Origin of the sequence: Parabacteroides sp. PM6-13 (assembly GCF_029892605.1) — a bacterium.
Classification (GTDB): domain Bacteria; phylum Bacteroidota; class Bacteroidia; order Bacteroidales; family Tannerellaceae; genus QVMG01.
This window is the reverse complement of record NZ_JARXWF010000010.1, coordinates 58783-78587: the sequence shown is the minus strand read 5'-3', so window position 1 is coordinate 78587 and position 19805 is coordinate 58783. Positions and strand designations below refer to the sequence as shown.

The 19805-nt window shown below is 48.7% G+C and carries 14 protein-coding genes and 2 pseudogenes; 12 read left to right on the top strand and 4 right to left on the bottom strand.

Annotated elements, in window-relative coordinates; translation table 11 throughout:
- Positions 1-8 precede the first annotated feature (8 nt).
- Positions 9-467 carry a preQ(1) synthase gene (gene queF, locus M2134_RS10560; RefSeq protein WP_280750669.1) on the top strand — a complete coding sequence of 153 codons (459 nt, stop codon included), beginning with the start codon at positions 9-11 and terminating at the stop codon, positions 465-467.
- Here the strand turns inward: queF and M2134_RS10555 are convergent.
- On the bottom strand, positions 444-1154 hold the full coding sequence (locus tag M2134_RS10555; protein WP_280750668.1) for an MBL fold metallo-hydrolase: 711 nt from the start codon (positions 1152-1154) through the stop codon (positions 444-446). The two genes, queF and M2134_RS10555, sit on opposite strands and share 24 nt — an antisense overlap.
- A gap of 274 nt (positions 1155-1428) precedes the next feature.
- Here M2134_RS10555 and M2134_RS10550 point away from each other — a divergent pair, with 274 nt between their 5' ends.
- The 4 genes from M2134_RS10550 to M2134_RS10535 all read left to right on the top strand — a co-directional run bounded on the left by M2134_RS10550 (position 1429) and on the right by M2134_RS10535 (position 6166).
- Positions 1429-1701, top strand: a complete 273-nt coding sequence (locus M2134_RS10550; RefSeq protein ID WP_280750667.1) for an OadG family protein — start codon at positions 1429-1431, stop codon at positions 1699-1701.
- Between the two features lie 20 nt (positions 1702-1721).
- Positions 1722-3653, top strand: coding sequence for a biotin/lipoyl-containing protein (locus M2134_RS10545; protein ID WP_280750816.1), 1932 nt, complete (start codon positions 1722-1724; stop codon positions 3651-3653).
- Positions 3653-4888, top strand: a complete 1236-nt coding sequence (locus M2134_RS10540) for a sodium ion-translocating decarboxylase subunit beta (RefSeq protein ID WP_280750666.1) — start codon at positions 3653-3655, stop codon at positions 4886-4888. Before M2134_RS10545 ends, M2134_RS10540 begins: the two co-directional genes overlap by 1 nt.
- A 315-nt stretch (positions 4889-5203) precedes the next feature.
- Positions 5204-6166: a tetratricopeptide repeat protein gene (locus M2134_RS10535; protein WP_280750665.1), complete on the top strand. Its 963-nt coding sequence runs from the start codon at positions 5204-5206 to the stop codon at positions 6164-6166.
- Positions 6167-6188: 22 nt separating this feature from the next.
- Here M2134_RS10535 and M2134_RS10530 read toward each other — a convergent pair whose 3' ends face one another.
- Positions 6189-6698, bottom strand: a complete 510-nt coding sequence (locus tag M2134_RS10530) for an RNA polymerase sigma factor (protein WP_280750664.1) — start codon at positions 6696-6698, stop codon at positions 6189-6191.
- A 344-nt stretch (positions 6699-7042) separates the two neighbouring features.
- Between M2134_RS10530 and M2134_RS10525 the strand changes: the two genes are divergently transcribed.
- A complete protein-coding gene (locus M2134_RS10525) occupies positions 7043-8086 on the top strand; it encodes an endonuclease/exonuclease/phosphatase family protein (protein ID WP_280750663.1) in 1044 nt (347 codons plus the stop codon).
- A gap of 14 nt (positions 8087-8100) precedes the next feature.
- Here M2134_RS10525 and M2134_RS10520 read toward each other — a convergent pair whose 3' ends face one another.
- Positions 8101-11673, bottom strand: a complete 3573-nt coding sequence (locus M2134_RS10520; protein WP_280750662.1) for a family 43 glycosylhydrolase — start codon at positions 11671-11673, stop codon at positions 8101-8103.
- 386 nt (positions 11674-12059) lie between these two features.
- Between M2134_RS10520 and M2134_RS10515 the strand changes: the two genes are divergently transcribed.
- The 6 genes and pseudogenes from M2134_RS10515 (at position 12060) to M2134_RS10490 (ending at position 18271) form a co-directional block, all read left to right on the top strand.
- Positions 12060-13337, top strand: coding sequence for a TolC family protein (locus M2134_RS10515; protein WP_280750661.1), 1278 nt, complete (start codon positions 12060-12062; stop codon positions 13335-13337).
- A gap of 119 nt (positions 13338-13456) precedes the next feature.
- Positions 13457-14344 (top strand): HlyD family efflux transporter periplasmic adaptor subunit, encoded by an 888-nt coding sequence (locus M2134_RS10510; protein WP_280750660.1) that lies wholly within the window; start codon positions 13457-13459, stop codon positions 14342-14344.
- Between the two features lie 58 nt (positions 14345-14402).
- Positions 14403-15023, top strand: a pseudogene (locus M2134_RS10505) (ABC transporter ATP-binding protein); the annotation flags it as partial.
- Between the two features lie 264 nt (positions 15024-15287).
- A pseudogene (locus M2134_RS10500) lies at positions 15288-16031 on the top strand (ATP-binding cassette domain-containing protein); the annotation flags it as partial.
- Between the two features lie 2 nt (positions 16032-16033).
- Positions 16034-17137, top strand: a complete 1104-nt coding sequence (locus M2134_RS10495) for an ABC transporter permease (RefSeq protein ID WP_280750658.1) — start codon at positions 16034-16036, stop codon at positions 17135-17137.
- 21 nt (positions 17138-17158) lie between these two features.
- Positions 17159-18271 carry an ABC transporter permease gene (locus M2134_RS10490; protein ID WP_280750657.1) on the top strand — a complete coding sequence of 371 codons (1113 nt, stop codon included), beginning with the start codon at positions 17159-17161 and terminating at the stop codon, positions 18269-18271.
- 51 nt (positions 18272-18322) lie between these two features.
- Here M2134_RS10490 and M2134_RS10485 read toward each other — a convergent pair whose 3' ends face one another.
- Positions 18323-19786: a TlpA disulfide reductase family protein gene (locus tag M2134_RS10485; RefSeq protein ID WP_280750656.1), complete on the bottom strand. Its 1464-nt coding sequence runs from the start codon at positions 19784-19786 to the stop codon at positions 18323-18325.
- Between the last annotated feature and the right edge of the window lie 19 nt (positions 19787-19805).

The following is a 19805-nucleotide window of genomic DNA, read 5'->3' as shown; positions in this document are numbered from 1 at the left end:
ATGATTATATGAAAAGAGAAGACGAACTGCATCTTTTGGGAGGAAAGACGGTGTATAAACAAGACTATGCCCCGGAAGTATTGGAGGCATTCACCAACCGGCATCCGGAAAACGATTATTGGGTACGTTTTAATTGCCCGGAATTTACCAGCCTTTGCCCTATCACGGGACAACCTGATTTTGCCACTATACACATCGACTATATTCCTGATGTCCGTATGGTGGAGAGCAAGAGCCTGAAGCTCTACCTGTTTAGCTTTCGTAACCATGGCGCTTTTCATGAGGATTGCATCAATATCATCCTCAAAGATCTGGTGGCACTGATGGATCCGAAATATATTGAAGTGACCGGACTGTTTACCCCCCGGGGAGGTATCAGCATCTATCCCTACGCCAACTATGGACGTCCCGGCAGCAAATATGAGGCGTTGGCAGAGAAAAGACTATTTGATCGACCGTTTGTGTGAGGCCACTGCTTTCTCCAGGTGCCGGCGCTTTTTAGGAAAGCCATGAGCCGGCAGAAAGAGCTGTGCCGGTGTTTCCAACAGCCTGTTCCAGCTCTCGATGAGCCGCGAAGTGTCGTTGGCAAAAGGAGGGAATAGGGAATGAGGGAAAACGCCGAAGAGGCTATCCCCGGCAATCACGATCTCGTCGTCGACAAGGATGCTGATTGAATCGTCCGAATGGCCGGGGGTATGAATCAAAAGGATATTCATCCCTTCCGCTTGAAAAGAATAGGGTGGGAGCAATGCCGTGTCGGGCAGGCAGGCATCATAATGCACAAAACGATTGATATGCCTTCCAATAAAACGGGCTATCAGGCGACTTATCCGGGTGGTTCCTTGGGGCACGACAGATTCGCCCTTTTTTAGTATCTCTGCGCCCTCGTGATGCACCCATACCTTGGCGTCGTAGGTCTCTTGCAGGTAGCGGGCATTCGAGACATGGTCGTGGTGGGTATGGGTCAGTATCAGGTAGTCGATATGGGAGATGCCCAGTCGTTTCAGGTTCCGGCAGAGGGGGTTTCGTCCATAACGCCAACCGGTATCGACCAGGATTGTCTGCTCCGGTGTGGTGATCAGAAAGGCATTGCTCATATGAAACAAGGCACGATACACCTTATAGCCGCTCTTCTTTGTGACCCACTTTTTCATCTACGCTTCTTTTCTGTCGTCCTATTCAAAGAGGTACAAAAATACCATTTCATTCTATTAAATGTTAAGCAAATAGGTTTTTTTTCTTATAAAAAGAAGCCAAAAGCAAGGGCTATCTTTCTTTTTTTTATTTTTTTAATGAATAGCGGGGTAGATAGTTGCTCTATTTTTGTACTTTTGCAACTGTTTTTAACTTGGCTAAAATTGTTCCAATTGGTTTTTAAGGCAATTTCTTAGATACGTTTTTAGCTCTCCTAAATTAAAATCTGATTATATGGAAAACATGCAGACAGGACTTTTGTTGATGGTAGTTGGTACGGCTACCGTATTCCTTATCCTCCTTATTGTCATATACCTTGGGAAGGGACTTATCGTGCTGGTGAACCGATATGCGCCGGAAGAGGTGGTGATTAAGAAGCAGGCACCGGTGCGCGCGGCGACTACAGCGACGGGCGGGCTATCCAACCAGGAAACGGCAGCTATTGTTTCGGCCGTAAGCGCTGCGACAGGAGGACAGGGAAAAGTAACAAAAATCGAAAAAATATAGTAACAAACAGGGAAGAAATGATGAAGAAGAGAGAGATTAAATTTAGTCTGGTCTTCCGGGATATGTGGCAGAGTGCCGGGAAATATGTTCCGACAGTCGACCAGTTGACCCGGGTTGCCCCGGCTATTATAGAGATGGGCTGTTTCGCCCGAGTAGAAACCAACGGAGGAGGATTTGAACAGGTCAATTTACTTTTCGGAGAAAACCCAAATAAAGCGGTACGTGAATGGACAAAACCTTTCCACGAGGCCGGTATTCAGACACATATGCTCGACCGCGCCTTGAACGGTCTTCGCATGAGTCCGGTACCCGATGATGTGCGTCAGCTCTTCTATCAGGTGAAACAGGCACAGGGAACGGATATTGCCCGTACCTTCTGCGGACTGAATGATGTGCGCAATATCGCCCCCTCTATCCGTTATGCGAAAGAGGCTGGCATGATCTCGCAAGCAGCCCTTTCGATTACCCATTCTCCAATCCATACGGTAGAGTATTACACCAAGATGGCCTTGGAATTGATCGATCTGGGAGCCGATGAGATCTGTATCAAAGATATGGCCGGTATCGGGCGCCCCCATTCTTTAGGGCAAATCGTAAAGAATATCAAAGATAAACATCCCCATATACCCATTCAATACCATAGCCATGCGGGTCCCGGCTTCAGTGTGGCCTCTATCCTGGAGGTTTGTAACGCCGGTTGCGACTATATCGACGTGGGTATGGAGCCTCTTTCCTGGGGAACGGGGCATGCTGATCTGTTGACCGTACAGGCGATGTTGAAAGATGCCGGTTATATCGTGCCGGAGATCAATATGGAGGCTTATATGAAGGTGCGCAGCATGGTGCAGGAGTTTATGGACGATTGGTTGGGCTTGTATATCAGCCCGAAGAACCGCCTGATGAACTCGCTGTTGATCGGACCGGGATTGCCGGGAGGTATGATGGGAAGCCTGATGGCTGACCTGGATAAAAACCTGGAATCAATCAACAAAGCCAAACTGAAGAACAACCTGCCGCTTATGACACAGGATCAGTTATTGATCAAACTGTTCGACGAGGTGGCGTATGTATGGCCGCGGGTAGGCTATCCTCCTTTGGTAACGCCCTTCAGCCAGTATGTCAAGAACCTGGCGATGATGAATGTGATGCAGATGGAAAAAGGGAAAGCCCGTTGGAGCATGATTGCCGATGATATCTGGGATATGATATTAGGAAAGGCAGGTCGCCTGCCGGGTCCGTTGGCACCCGAGATCATCGAGAAAGCAAAAGCTGAGGGACGTGAATTCTTTACCGGTGATCCGCAGAAGAACTATCCCGATGCCCTGGATAAATACCGCAAGCTGATGAACGAAAAGCACTGGGAAACAGGCGAAGACGATGAGGAGCTCTTCGAATATGCTATGCACCCGGCGCAATACGAAGCCTTCCGTTCAGGCAAGGCGAAGGTGGAGTTCCTGGCCGATGTCGCTAAACGGAAAGCGGAACAGGTCAAAGAAGCTGAGCCGGCTCCGGCAGCCGCTGCCGCTCCTGCGGCTATGACGTTGCCGACTACTCCGCAGGTGATGACGGTGGATGTGAATGGCCAGGCCTATAAGGTAACGGTAGCCTTTGGGGATTCAAATAATGCATCAAATAATGCATCGGCTGCTTCCATGCCAACAGCTCCGGCTACTCCGGCCGCAACGCCTGGTGCAGCCACTCCGGCCGCTGCTGCTGGGGCAGGCGAAGAGGTGCTTTCACCATTGGAAGGTAAATTCTTCTTAACCAAAGATACCTCCGAAACACCCTTGAAAGTGGGCGATACAGTGAAAGAGGGCGATATCCTTTGCTATGTAGAAGCCATGAAGACCTACAATGCGGTGCGCTCCGAATGTAGCGGTACGGTGACGGCTATCCTGTTGAATCCGGGCGACGCCGTTTCTGAGGATGACTTGATAATGACGATACAATAATGGGCGATATAATTAAGAATCTATATGAAATGACTGCGTTCGGTGATATCATTGCCGAACCGCAGTTCCTTGTCATGTATGCCATCGCTATCATACTGCTTTACCTGGGCATCAAAAAGGAGTACGAGCCATTGCTGCTTATTCCGATTGCCTTCGGCGTGTTGTTGGCGAACTTCCCGGGCGGCGAGATGGGCATTGCTCAGGCCGACGAGAACGGGATGATCATGGTGCATGGCGTCATGAAGAATATATGGGAGATGCCGTTGCATGACATTGCGCATGAGTTGGGCATTATGAATTTCCTCTATTATATGTTGATCAAGACGGGCTTCCTGCCTCCTATTATCTTTATGGGTGTGGGGGCGTTGACCGATTTTGGACCGATGCTTCGTAACCTACGCTTGTCTATCTTCGGCGCGGCAGCACAGTTGGGTATCTTTACCGTATTGCTGGTAGCCATCCTGATGGGCTTCACACCTAAAGAGGCTGCCTCCTTAGGTATTATCGGAGGGGCTGACGGTCCGACGGCTATCTTTACTACCATCAAGCTGGCTCCTCATTTGTTGGGACCGATTGCTATTGCGGCCTACTCCTATATGGCGCTTGTTCCGGTCATTATTCCGCTGGTAGTAAACCTTTTCTGCACCAAGAAGGAGCTAAAAATCAACATGAAAGAACAGGAAAAGAAATATCCTTCCGGCACAGAGATTAAGAATATGCGGGTATTGAAGATCATCTTCCCGATAGCGGTAACTATCGTTGTTGCCCTATTTGTACCGAGTGCCGTGCCATTGATTGGTATGCTGATGTTCGGTAACCTGATCAAAGAGGTGGGTTCGAATGTGTTCCGCCTGTTCGATACGATTTCAAACAGCATCATGAACACAGCAACCATCTTCCTGGGTCTTTGCGTCGGCGCGACAATGACGGCCGAAGCCTTCCTGAACTGGACGACAATCGGTATCGTAGTGGGTGGCTTCCTGGCATTTGCGCTGTCTATCACAGGCGGTATCTTCTTTGTGAAGCTGGTCAATCTCTTCACCCAAAAGAAGATCAATCCGCTGATTGGAGCAACCGGCTTGAGTGCTGTTCCGATGGCCTCCCGCGTGGCGAATGAGATAGCCCTGAAACACGACCCGAAGAATCATGTTCTGCAATATTGCATGGCGAGTAATATCTCCGGGGTGATCGGCTCTGCTGTTGCCGCTGGGGTGTTGATTTCTTTCTTGGGATAATTGGTAAAGAAGTCAGAGAAATTATAGAAGTTAAGAAGTTAAAGAAGTTAAAGAAGGTAAAGAAGTCAGAGAAGTTAAGAAGTAAGGAACGATCAAACTTCTTTACCTTCTTAACTTCTCTGACTACTAAGGAGCGCAGCGACTGATAACTTCTTTAACTTCTTAACTTCTATAACTTCTCTGACTACTAAGGAGCGCAGCGACTGATAACTTCTTTGACTTCTTTAACTTCTATAATTTCTCTGACTACTAAGGAGCGCAGCGACTGATAACTTCTTAACTTCTTAATTTCTACTAAACAAAACGCAGTGTGTTATGGCAAATTTCTTTTCCTCCTTGTTTTCTTCGGGCAAAAAAGAGGCGACCACCGAAGGGTTGCAGAAAGACGAATTAAAAAACTTCGATATCCTGAAGTACGACGGAATACGTGCTATGCGTATTCGTCAGATCCCTTACGCGATCAAATGCTTCAGAGAAGCCCTGCATATCCAGCAAGATTTTGAAACCATGAGTCACCTGGTTTCAGCCTATACGATGGCAGACGATGCCGAAAGCGCTTTGGAGGTCGTGGATGAGATGATCGACTTGGAGCCCGAACATGTGAATACCCTATTGACCCGCGTCAATATCCTCTTCCTATTAGACCGTGATGGGGAGGCAATTGCCGACTGCGACCGTGTGATTGCGCTGGAGGAAGAGAACCACCTGGCCTGGTTTCTGCGTGCGAAAGCCAAACGAACGATCAACGAGTGGGAGGGAGCGATTGCCGACCTGACACAAGCGATCGCGCTGAATGAGGATATGGCCGATGCCTACCTGGTGCGTGCCCGGATCCTATTGGAGAAGAAAGAGGGCGAAAAAGCCCTGGCGGACGTGGAGAAGGTGATCTCCCTGGTGGAAGAGGGCGACGAAACGGCTCATCTATTGCGGGGGCAGATCTATGAATTGTTAGGCGATCAGGCGGCTGCCGAGGCGGAATATGAAGAGGTATTGGCACTCAATCCCTTCTGTGAAGAGGCGTATGTACTGGCGGGACGTCTGAAGGTGGCGCAGGGAAAACCTCAGGAAGCACTGGAGATCCTCGATGAGGCAGTCGAACACAATGAGGAATATGCGCCTGCTTATGCCGAACGTGCCCGGATTCGCCAACTATTGGGTGACACCGAAGGGGCGGAAAAAGATCGGCAGACAGCGCTCGATCTGGCACCGGACGAAGAAAAAGCCTCTCCGGGGGGACAGGCCAACTTCGATGATCTTTATAAAGGCGGAATATTTTAAGCTACATAAAACGGGGCGACTATCAATAGGTATAATAGTCGCTCAATTCTTTTTGTAAACGCTGACGGGCAGCAAAAATGCGGCTCTTAACCGTTCCTGCGGGAATATCCAACAGATCGGCAATCTCCTCATATTTATAACCACTTATATATAAAGCGAAGGGTGTTTTCATTTCTTCGTTTAATTCTTTTATGGCTCTGCTGATTTCATTAATATCACAGGTTCCTTCCGGTGTATCGAACCCGGAATGTGTAATCGCTTCTACATTATACAGATTGGTACTTGCATCAATGATTGTATTTACGCGAACTACTCGATTGTAATTATTAATGAAGATATTGCGCATAACGGTCATCACCCAACCTTTGAAATTGGTGTTGTCAACAAATCTATCCTGGTTGTCTAATACTTTTAGAGTTGTGTCTTGAACCAGATCCATTGCATCTTCTTTGTTTGCGGTTAATGAAAGTGCGAAGCTAAACAGGTTGTCCTGTAAACCAATCAATTTTGTTTGAAATTGTAAAGCTGTCATTGTAAGTAGATTAAAAAAACGCTGTTATTACTTATTTTACTTGTGGTATATCCCCTATCGCATAAATGAATATGCAAATGTATAAAGGAGAAAAAAAGGAGATGGTTATTTTCAAAATGTTTTTTGAAGAGTCAATAGAATCCTTTACTATTTTAATAGATTAAACAACTTTTGATCAGAATTTACAACCTCTTCAAGTGGCGAAAAGTAAAAAATACAACAAAATGATCACTTTCTTCAATAAGTGTCCGATCGTAAAAAAAATAGCGGATCAAGCCCGTTAATCGGCGGGTAAGCTTGAATAGCTTTTGGCTTTGATTATATTTGCATAAAATGAAAAACATATGCCCTACTACAAACCAATCAAGAACATTAGAGAGAAAGCGGAACAGTTGCGTACGATTGATAAACTGCGATTGCTGCGCAAACAGTTAGACCGCGACATTCCGGCCAAGACGGCGTCGGAAACCCTGTTGTTGGCCACGTGGAATATCCGCGAATTTGGTGACAATCGTCGACTGGAGAGTTTCTTTTACATCGCAGAGATCCTGAGCCGCTTCGACCTGATTGCGATCCAGGAGGTATCGTCCAATCTGAAAGGACTGGAAAAGGTGATGTCGCTGATGGGACGCAACTGGGACTATATCGTGACCGATAGCACGGACGGCACTGCGGGAGGAGGCGAGCGAACCGCTTTCTTGTATGACAAAAACAAAATCTTTTTCCGCAAACTGGCGGGAGAGATAGTACTTCCGAAAACGAAACTCATACAGGGCGAGGAACAGTTTGCCCGTACCCCTTTCTGTGTAGCTTTTCAGGCGGGATGGTTTAAGTTTCATCTTGTTACGGTACATATCTATTATGGCAAATCGAGTGGTGTCGACCCGCGACGGGTAGCTGAGATCGCTTCGATTGCCGAATTCCTGACCAAGCGCTCACAGAAAGAGGACACCAGCTATATCCTACTGGGCGATTTCAATATCCCCAATTGCAAAGACGCCACGATGGAAGCCTTGGAGAAGGGGGGATTCAGCGTCCCCGATTGCATCAAGGAGCACCCTTCCGATTTGGGCGGTACCAAGCATTACGATCAGATCGCCTTCAACCTCAAATTGGATAAAACGATGACTGTCTTTTCGGAGAAAGATCAGCGGGCAGGTGCCTTCAATTTCACCCAATCGGTTTACACACCCCAGGACTTGGCGACCTATCGTCCCTATTTCGACAAAAAGAATACCGAAGGGAAAACCGAGAAAGAGATCACGAGTTACTATATGTCCAAATGGCGTACCTTCCAGATGTCCGACCATCTACCCCTCTGGGTTGAACTAAAGGTGGACTTCAGCGACCAGTATCTTGACCGGATGAAGAAAGAGATAGAAGGGTAGGCGACTTCTATCTACTATTTCAATATCATCACTTTCTCTCTCCCCACAATATAGATGCCTGCCGGGAGCCCTTCTATGGCCTCGCTTCGCAGTATCTGTGAACGGATTTTGATCCCGGTCATGGTATAGACATCGACCGGGACATCGTTTTGCACAATAGGCTCTTTTTCTGTTCCGGAGGGGTCTTCGTAATTGTCGGAGTTGGTTAGATAGGCACGTTTAAAGTCGATCGCACCATTGCCGAGCGACCAAAAACAGATGTAATAAAGGTGTGACGGATCGCAAACTTTGTTGGCATCATCGCTCTTTTTCATGGCGTGGAGGTCGACCACCACCCGCAGGTTGTTGCCAAATGCATAAGCGGCACAGGAGGTCCAGTAGGAGTTTTCATCGAAAAGACGCAGTTCCGCTCCGCAGCTCTGCACGGCATCCAGCTCTACCACCAAGTATTTGAAAGCGGACAAATCCACCCCATCGCTGTATCGCCAACCACCGGCACCATACTGGCTGGTGATCAATGTGCGTGTTGTCTCATCGAACGTCCCGTTGCCAAATATCGACGGATTAAACAGTCCGGTGATAAACGGGAATACATGGACCGAAACCCGGAAGGTCGTACGTTGTCGGTTGCCCAATTGGTCGTCGAAGGTGGCTGTTACGGTGACGCTTCCTTCGCTTTCTGAAATGAGCTGACCGTTGACGAGGCGAATCACATCGTCTGACGAGAGGGAATAGGTGGCACGCGTGGTGATATTCTCTGTATGTCCATCTTTGAAACGAGCCGAGAGCTTAAGTGTTTGGCTGGTGCCAATCAAGAGGTCGATCACCTCTTGATCGGTATAAATTGCGTCGACGGTGATCTCCTCTTCGGTATAACCTGTGAAGTTGTCGTCGTAATAGGTGGATTCATGGAACGATTCTTCGGTACTAAACCAGTCAATATCGACAAATCCGCCTGTCTGTTGGGTGGCGAAATTGAATATGCCGAACCGGATTCCCACAAAGACAGACAACTTATACTGCATGGTGTACTCATCGCCAAAGGGGATATAGGTCACATTGTCGGTGCTGTAATAGAACCGGGCTTTGCCTGTGCCGTAGTCGGTAACCGCCCGCAGATAGATTTCCGACCCACAGTTGATGACCTCTCTCTTTGTTTGATCGGCAATCGTGGTGGCCTGTTCTATTTCGCACTTCTTCCATATCAGTTGCTTTTTTCCGTTCTCTATCTGAATACCGATATAGGCGTATGGATCCTGAAACACCGTCAACCCGGCCACATCGCCCTCTTTCATATTTATTATATCCATGCAAATGGTAGCATAAGAGCTTTTCGTCGATGAATGGTAGCCAAAGACGCGTTGGGTAAGGGTGTTGCGTGCTTCAAGCAGGTTCGACACTACATGGGTGGTCTTCAAACGAAGATAGCCGGGCTTTTCGAACAATGACCATTTAGAGTTATCGGGATTATGATTCCATCCCCATTGCATTCCCAGTTTGCAATGGCGGAAATTATCGTTGGTAGGCAATACCGTCATGGGGTATTCTTTTCCTACGTTTGGTTTTCGATGGCTCTTCACAGCTACGCCATTCACGCCAATAACAGGCCAGTGATCAGTCCAGGTGATTGGCTGCAGGTTGGGCAGGCGTCCGTAAGGGCCTTTGTCGTAAAACAAAAGGGTCCACCACTCCCCGGTTTGCGTTTCGACGAGTGCACCCTGGTGAATATTCTCTTCATCGAGCAATTTCTTTTCTTCGTATGGACCAAAAATGTTGGTCGAGCGGAAAACGGTTTGCGAGGCAGGCCAACCGCCGTAGGTCGCGTAGATATAGTAGTAGTCGCCAATCTTATAGAGATGGCTGCCCTCCAGCCCGGTATCGGGGCGGGTGATGACTTTCTGCTCGTTGACGGCTTCAAATTTTTTATTCAGTTCGGTCATGGTCAGCGTGTTGATGCCGTGCACCACGTAGATCTTCCCGTTGTCGTCGAAATGCAATCCGGGATCGTAATAGCCTCTCGACAGATGGCGCAGATCCCATGGCCCTTCGGGATCGGTAGCCGTAAGCAGGTATCCCCCTTCGGAAAGAGTGTTGAAAAGGATATAGAATGTCCCGTTATGATACCTCAGGCTCGAAGCCCATTGTCCTTGCGCATAGCGGCTTTTGTCGTTTAGTAGGTTGTAGGCATCGCTCGATTCGATCAGCTCCAGCGGATTGCTGCAATAAGCCCAGTTCACCAGGTCGTAGGATTTCAGCAGTGTGGCGCCGGGGAAGATATGCATAGTGGTTGATACCATATAGTAGACATCACCCACGCGGATCACATCCGGATCGGGAAAGTCGGCATGGATAATCGGGTTGGTGTAGGTCCCGTCGCCATTGTCGCTGTGCGATTGATTGGTAAATTCCGGACGTGGATAATTCTCTGTGGCATAGGCCTGATACCAATGGTAGGTGGGCCAAGGGCAAGCTTCGGGATCGTTGAGGAAGGTGTATGGTGCACCTTTATCGGGGGGGATGGGCGAGAACTGTACTAATCGGTGCGCTTCGGTAAAGATGAGCCAGCTTACGTTGCCCGAGTCGTCGGTTATCTTCTTGAAGTTGGCACCAAAGCCTGCTCCGCCTGCCGTGCCGGTATGACCTTTTCCCCACGAGGCATTGTACTTTTCATCAGCCCAGTCCATTTCGGTGATGGTGATGGGCGCTAAATCGGCTATGGGTTTGATGTTGGCATCCCATTCTTTTTGAAACTCATCATATCCATTGGCACTGCCAAACCAGCCCGGGTAAATGTGTACGGCATAGCCGATGTTTTCCCCTTCGATGGGATTGACGGCATACCCTTTGTATTGCGACTGATAACCGGAGCCGGGCACCCAAAGCACTTGGTGGAACCCATTGGCACGTATGCGGTCTACGATCGGCTGAAAGATCTCTTTCAACACATCAAAATGTACCTGTGAATTGGCACCGACCGATCCATCCGCCAAGCGAATGCGAATAGGCTCATTGGCCAACTCAAACATCACGGCATCCATGTTTTTTATCTTTGTGTGTGAGGATACGATGTCCCATACCTTCAATAGGTACTTATTGTACACATCGCCGGCGCCCATCTCTTCGGGGCAGACTCCGGGTGGACGCATGATAACATATAATCCTTTCGAGATGGCATACTCGGCCATCGGGATGAATACCTCATCGAGATACTTCCGGAAACGCGTTTCGCTAAAGCACTCTTCGCCTTCATAGCGCCCCGAACAACCGGGCTCATTGCTCCAGTAGGGATCCATATGCAGCCGCAGGAAACTCATCTTCCATCCGGCAGCCATGATGCCATCGATCATAGATTTGTTGTAGCGCAAACAGCCTTCTACGTCGTAGTTGTTCCAATATTTTCCTGTCTCATTAAAGTAGGGACTATAGGTTTGGGCAAAGCCGTGCAGATTGACAATATTGCCGTGCGGATCTTTCAGGTAGCGGCCCTCTACGTGAAGGCGTGGGGTGGGCATGCCCGGCCAACCATGAGCAGTCAGGCTCCATACCAGGAGAAGCCCGGTAAATAGTGATTTTAGTACGTGTTTCATTCTATTCTGTGGTTATTACTTTTATTCTTCTTCGCTGATAAAATGCATTGTACAAAGGAAGCAATAAATCTTCCGGAAATAGAAAATTCATATTACATGTATCTTTACTTAGGTTACATCTTTACAAACGATTCTGAAGCGACACTTCATTGTGTTTCATAAATCATTGATCATGTTACATCGCTTTTCTTTTTTACTATCCGACACAAAGGCTCTAATAAGATATATATTTATGCAGGCAAAAAACAAAAAAAATGCGGCTAAGATTTTGAATCTCAAAAAGGTTTCTATATTTGCACAAGATAGTTCAATACCAAGTCGTCTCTGCGGAGGCTCTTCGCTATCTTCGTGAAAAGAAAAAGTTGTACGGGATATAATCTAATAGTATGAAACGATATTTATTCATTCTTTTTCTGTTTTCCAATTTCCTACTCACCGCACAAACGTTCACCCTGGAAGAATGTCAACAGCTGGCGCGCAATAACTATCCGGTTATTCAGCAACGCGGACTCATCGACAAACTGGCTGATTATACGGTGGCCAACGCGCGCAAGAACTGGCTGCCGCAACTATCGGTGGCGCTTCAGGCGACCTATCAGACCGATGTCATGGCTTTTCCGGATGAGTTAGTGAGTATGTTTCCCCTTGATTTCGATGGATTGCGTAAGGATCAGTACAAAGCTTCTGTTCAGATCGAGCAGGCGATCTACGAAGGCGGGGCGGTGAAAGCCCAGGTCGACCGGGCAAAAGCCGAGAAAGAGGTGTCCATGCAGAGTTGGGAGGTGGAGATGTATGCCCTGCAGGAGCGGGTGAACCAGCTCTATTTTGGCACGCTTCTTTTGCAAGAGAAGCGGGACGAGGTCGATATCCTGATCGGGGAACTTGAGCGCAATGAGCGCTTAGTGCAGTCGTATGTCACCAATGGCGTGGCCGGGCAGAACGATCTCGACCTGATCCGGGTGGAGATTCTGAGCGCCCGCCAGCAACGATCGGATCTGGAGGCTTCGCAAAAGGCGTACCGGACCATGTTGGGTATTATGATTAATAAAGAGTTTACGGCAGCAACTACCCTGGCGAAACCCGCCATGCCCTCCCTGCATCCGCAATTATCGATCGAACGTCCCGAATTGCGCTATTTCGATGCGCAGGATCGTTATCTGTTAAGCCAACAGCAAGGGGTCAACGCCCAGGTGCGCCCGCGGATCGGCGTGTTCCTGCAGGGAGCCTATGCCAATCCGGGACTGAATCTGTTTGCCGATATGATGGAGAATCAATGGTCGCCCTATCTGATGGGCGGCATCAAGTTCCAGTGGAATATCTCCGGATATTATACCCGGAAGAATGATTTGTCGAAGATCGAAACAGGACGGATGCAACTGGCCAGCCAACGGGAGACCTTCCTGTATAATATGAACCTGAAAAAGACACAGGAGAGCCTGGCGGTAGAGCGTATGCAGAAGGTGATGCGCGAGGACGATGAGATTATCCGCCTCAGGCAGGCGGTCAGGGAACGCACAGAGGTGCAGGTCGAGAATGGCTCGCGCACGGTGAGCGACCTCTTGCGCGAGATGCATGCGGAGAGCCTGGCACGGCAGAGTAAAGCGACCCATGAGATCGAACTGTTGAAGAATATGTATGAGCTGAAGTTTACGGTGAATCAGTAGTTGGGGAAAGTCCTTAAGGTCTTTAAAGTCATTAAGGTCCTTAAAGTCCTTAAAGTCCTTAGAGTCCTTAAGGTCATTAAAGTCCTTAAAGAGCTTGAAAATAATTAAAGCAAAAAAATATGAAGCAGTTAGTTTACATTGTTATAATAGCCCTGATGGTCGGATGCACAGGGAAAAGCGGGAAACAAGATGCCACCGGTACGTTTCAGGCGACCGAAGTGATCTTGTCGGGCGAGGTAGCCGGTATGCTCCTTACCTTTCAGGTGAGCGAGGGCGATGCCTTGGAAAAAGGGCAACAAATCGGACTGATCGATTCGACCCAGTTCTTCCTGCAAAAGCAACAACTGGAACAGAATATCCTGGCATTAGAAGCCAGCCGCCCCATCGTTTCCATTCAACTGGCACCCATCGAGGAACAATTAGCCAAACAGCAGAGAGAGAAACAGCGGGTAGAGAATCTGTTGAAGTCGGATGCCGCCACAACCAAAGAGTTGGACGATATCAATTCGGCCATCCAGGTATTGGAAAAGCAACTGGAAGCCCAGAAGAATACATTAAACAAATCAGTCGCTACGATAGAGGCGCAAATTGGCGGCTTGAAGGCACAGATCGAACAATTGGAAGACCGATTGCGGAAATGTGTGATTGTTTCGCCGATCAGCGGAACGGTACTGGCTAAATACGCACAGGAGGGCGAACTCTGTTCTGCCGGACGTCCCTTGTTGAAGATCGCGGATATGAACGATGTGCATCTGAAAGCCTATGTCACTTCCGATCAGTTGATCGATATCCGCCTGGGACAGGAGGTAGATGTGAAGGCCGACTTTGGTGGCGGCAACTCACGCGATTACAAAGGAACCATCACCTGGATATCCGAAAAAAGTGAGTTTACACCGAAGAATATCACCACGTCCGACGAACGCGCCAATATGGTCTATGCCATGAAGATAGCTGTTCGGAACGATGGTTACCTGAAGCTCGGCATGTACGGAGAGGTCAACTTCTAAACCAAAGAAAGTGAAGGCGGTCGTTGTCGATAATATCCATAAAAGCTACGAAGGAGGCATCCGGGCCTTGTCGGGCATCAGTTTCGATGCCGACCGGGGCGAGCTCTTCGGCATTATCGGGCCCGATGGCGCCGGGAAAACAACGCTTTTCCGCATTATGGCGACCCTGCTTCTTGCCAACGAGGGAACATGCCGCATCGATGGCTTGGATGTGGTCGACGATTACCGCGAGATCCGCAAACGGGTAGGGTATATGCCCGGACGCTTTTCGCTCTACCAAGACCTGACGGTGGAAGAGAACCTGGGCTTTTTTGCTTCGGTCTTTCGCACCACCATCGCAGAGAACTACCACCTGGTGGAGGATATCTACAAACAACTGGAGCCCTTTAAGCGTCGCCGCGCCGGGAAACTCTCCGGAGGTATGAAGCAGAAGTTGGCCTTATGCTGCGCTTTGATCCATAAACCCAGCGTGCTTTTCCTGGACGAACCGACCACCGGCGTCGATCCCGTCTCGCGCAAAGAGTTCTGGGAGATGCTCAACCGGCTGCAAAAACAAGGGATCACGATCATTGTCTCCACGCCCTACATGGACGAAGCCAAACTATGCGACCGCATTGCCCTGATCAAGAACGGGCAGTTTATGTCGATCAACCGGCCGATGGATATCATTCGCCAGTTCGATCTGCCGCTTTATGCCGTGAAAGGCGATGATATGTTTCGTCTTTTGCACGATGTCAGGGAATACAAAGGCGTCGATCACTGTTATGTGTCGGGCGAGTTTCATCACTTTACGGTGGCAGACGGTGGTTTCGACAGCAGCGCATTGTTGGCGCAGCTGCAACAGAAAGGGCATAGCGCTGTTCGGATCGAGCGGGTAGAGGCGAATATCGAGGATTGCTATATGCGGCTGGCCAAAGATTAATGGACAAGGGGAAAATACAATATGAATAACGATATCGTCATACAAACGAAGGATCTGACCAAGAAATTCGGTTCGTTCACCGCCGTCGACCACATCTCTTTCGAGGTGCGGCGGGGGGAGATATTCGGTTTTCTCGGGGCAAACGGAGCGGGAAAGACCACCGCCATGCGTATGTTGTGCGGCCTGAGCCGCCCGACTTCCGGCATGGGGCAGGTGGCAGGCTTCGATATTGCGCGCCAACAGGAGAAGATCAAGCAAAATATCGGCTATATGAGCCAGAAGTTTTCGTTGTATGGCGACCTGAAGGTGTGGGAGAATATCCGCCTATATGCCGGGATTTACGGGATGAAAGATGCCGATATCGCCCGCAAAACGGAGGAATTGCTCGAGCGATTGGACTTCACGAAGGAGCGCGATACGCTGGTCGATTCGTTGCCGCTGGGGTGGAAACAGAAACTGGCATTCTCGGTTTCGATCTTCCATGAGCCGAAGATTGTCTTCCTGGACGAGCCCACAGGCGGGGTCGATCCCACCACTCGGCGACAGTTCTGGGAGATGATATACGAAGCGGCCAACCGGGGCATTACGATATTCGTGACCACGCACTATATGGATGAAGCGGAATATTGCCACCGGGTGTCGATGATGGTCGACGGACGTATCGACGCGCTCGACTCACCATCGAACCTAAAGCAGCAATTCAATGCCTCGTCGATGGATGAGGTGTTCCGCAAACTGGCCAGAAAAGCAGAAAGGATGGAATAGTTATGAGAGAATTTTGGGTATTTGTACGAAAAGAATTTTATCATATCCTGCGCGACCGGCGTACGATGATGATCCTGTTGATTATGCCTGTCGTAATGATTATCCTTTTTGGGTTCGCCTTGACCACCGAGGTGCGCAATGTCAATATCGGCGTACTCGCGTCGGAACCCGACCATGCCGTTGAGCAAATCCTGAATCGCCTCGACGCCAGCGAATACTTCACGGTGAAAGAGCGCCTGGACTCTCCCGACGATATCGACCGGAAATTCCGGGGGAGGGAATTGGATATGGTGATTGCTTTTGGCGATCACTTCTCAGAAAAGGTATTTGATCCCGAAGGAGCCGCCATGCAGTTGGTGGTCGACGCGACAAACGCCAGTATGGCGCAGAGTTATACGGCCTACGCCTCGGCGATTGTTGCCCAGTATCAGCAGGATATGCAACCGGGCGCAGGGCGGAAAGGGATCGTACCCAACGTTGTCCTGATGTATAACCCGCAGATGAAATCGTCTTACAACTTCGTGCCGGGTATTATGGGGCTGACACTGATGCTTATCTGCGCGTTGATGACTTCGATCGCTATTGTGAAAGAAAAGGAGACGGGCACGATGGAGGTGCTGCTGGTTTCGCCGCTTCGCCCGATCCATATCATCATTGCCAAGATGATTCCCTACTTTACGGTGTCGTGTGTGAATCTGTTGACGATCCTGTTGTTGTCGATTTTTGTACTGAAAGTGCCGGTGGCTGGGAGTATGGTGGCTCTTTGTGTCGTGTCGCTTATCTATATTATCATTGCGCTTTCGTTGGGATTGCTGGTGTCTACCCTGGTCGATCAGCAGATTATTGCCATGTTGTTCTCCTCGATGTTATTGATGGTGCCGACGATTCTTTTGTGTGGTATGATCTTCCCGGTGGAGAGTATGCCGGAGATATTGCAGTATTTCTCCCACCTGTTGCCACCGAAATGGTATATTATGGCGGTTCGCAAGCTGATGATTGCCGGCCTGCCGGTTAGTTTTATATGGAAAGAGATCGTGATTCTGATCGTTATGGCTGTCTTGTTGATCACAATTAGTCTGCGTAAGTTTAATAACCGGTTGGAATAACGACAAAGAAATAAAAGAGATATGGGCCTGAAATATCTGTTGGAAAAGGAGTTTAAGCAGTTGCTTCGCAATAAATTTATGGTGGGGGTGGCTGTTATGTTCCCGCTTGCGGTGCTTCTGATCATGCCCTGGGCAACCAATCTGGATATTAAAAACATTCAGGTAGCGCTTGTCGACAACGACCACTCGCCCCTTTCACGCGATTTAATCCGGCAGATAGAACATTCTACCTACTTCAATCTCCAATCGCAGACAGGTATATATCGAGAGGCGTTTGCCGATCTGGAGCGGTGGGATGCCGACCTGATACTGGAAATACCTGCCGGATTCGAATATGATCTGGTGCAATTCGGAACGACACCGGTGCAAATCACCATCAACACCGTGAATAGCATGAAGGGGGTGATGGGGCAATCCTATATGAATGAGTTGTTGATGCAGTATTCGCGTGCATTGGCCGAAACGGGCAATAGGCCGTCATCTATCGTCTCTCCCAAGGTGGAGCTGATCACGCAATATATGTATAACCCGACATTGAACTACCGGTTCACCATGATTCCCGGACTGATTATGATCACACTCATCATATTGGGCGGATTTCTTCCGGCGGTCAATATCGTGGTCGAGAAGGAGATGGGCACGATTGAGCAATTGAATGTGACCCCTATCGGGAAATTCGCCTTTATATTGGCCAAACTAATCCCGTTCTGGATCATTGGCCTGGTGGCTGTTTCGTTTGGATTTTTGTTTGCCTGGCTGATATACGGCTTGGTTCCGCTGGGGCATTTCCTGACCTTATACTTCTTCGCGGCGCTCTTTATCCTGACCATGACCGGCTTCGGACTCCTGATATCGAATCACTCCGCCACGATCCAGCAGGCACTCTTCGTGATGTTTTTCTTCGTGATTATCTTTATTATGCTGTCGGGATTATTGACCCCCATCGACAGTATGCCCGGCTGGGCAAAAGGAATTGCCGCCTTTACGCCTACAAAATATGTGGTGAATGTGTTGCAATCGGTCTACCTCCGCGGAAGCACCATCGCCGACCTCTGGATCGATATGCTGGTGCTTATCGCCATGACGCTCTTCTTTAATATCTGGGCTGTTATCAGTTACCGGAAGTCGCAGTAGATTAGTAAAGTCTTTAAGGACCTTAAGGACTTTAAAGACCTTAAAGTCCTTTTAGAGGAATGTTTTCAACTCTTCCAACTGCGAGGGCTGTTTGGCATGCAACTGCATGATCTCTCCCTTTTCGTTGAACAGGATATACCAGGGAATGGCTAACATCCCGTTTTGATTGTATATCTTCCTGAGATCACTGATGAGCGTTTCGCTTCCAAGGATATGATTCCCTTCGAGCCCATAATACTTGATCATATTCTCCCACTTGGTTTTATCTTCCGGGCGGTCGATAGAGATATAAAGCATTTCAACACCCTTTTCTTTCAACAGCTCTTTAAGGGAACCATTGTGTTTAAATTGCTCTTTGCAGGGACCACACCAGGTAGCCCACACATCGACATAGATCTTCTTCCCTTTGTAGGGGGCCACCGCCTCTTTAAGCGAAGCGATATGATCCATATTCTCCACCAGTTTCATGGCCGGGCTAAAAGGATTTTTTATCTTTTCATAGAAATCGACGATCGGATCGATCTGCGGTTTGATGTAAGGGGTAAAGGCGCTCTGGGGATAGTTCTGTTGGAATTGCTCAAAAAGCGGGATCAGTTCTTTGTTGAATTGCGACTGGGAGCCTTCACGACACAACAGATATGCCTGAAAATATTCTTTGGTTTTCCCGGTGAAGAAAAGCGATGCCCATTCCATTTGGTGAGTAATACCTAATCCTTGGTTGTAGATCTCCATCAGCTCTTCGCGGCTGAACTCCTCCTGCATAGTCATTCCGTAGATCATATTGGTGTACCTATACCAGGAGGAAGACTTGGATAATTCGCTATCGGTCGGGGAATTGGCTTCCATCGTGAGAAATAGAGCCTCCTTATAAGGGCGTGCCGCCTCTTCTTTACCCTGGTTCAGAGATATATAACTTTGCAAAATGTCGCACGACAGATAGGCATAATAACCCTGCAATTCGCGTTCAACCACCCGTTGGAAGGCGGCGCTGGTCTTGCCCTCCTGCTGCATCGTGCGGAAAGCGGCCAGTTCTGTTTCTTTCTGTTCGTTTACGCGAATGATGATCTCTTCGGCAGCGAGCGGATTCTCTCTCGATACCAACGCCTTGCGCAACGGATCGTAATAGGCATCGTGGTATTTTTTTTCCGTGAAGAGGCGGTTTCCCTCTTCATTTTTTCCTTGAATATTCAGGATAAATCCATCCGAACTGTCGATGTCGCAGTGATATGTCTCTCCCGGTTCTACGATAAACATCTTCGATCCCTTCCCATATAGAATGACCGAAGCGGTAGAGGCCTCCTGGGCAGTAAACGTAAAGGAAAAATTCCCTTCCGCATCCGGCGTGATCTCTTCGCTGAAATAATTGGCGGTATATCCCTCTATGGGAGGAACAATCAATAACTTCTGATCGTTTCCACCGGTTACTTTGCCGGTGATAGTGACTGTTTGGTTCGGTTCGCATCCCGCAAAAAGGAGACATGCGGTGAATAAAAGGAGAAAGGAAATCTGTTTCATGAATTGAAATGTATTTATC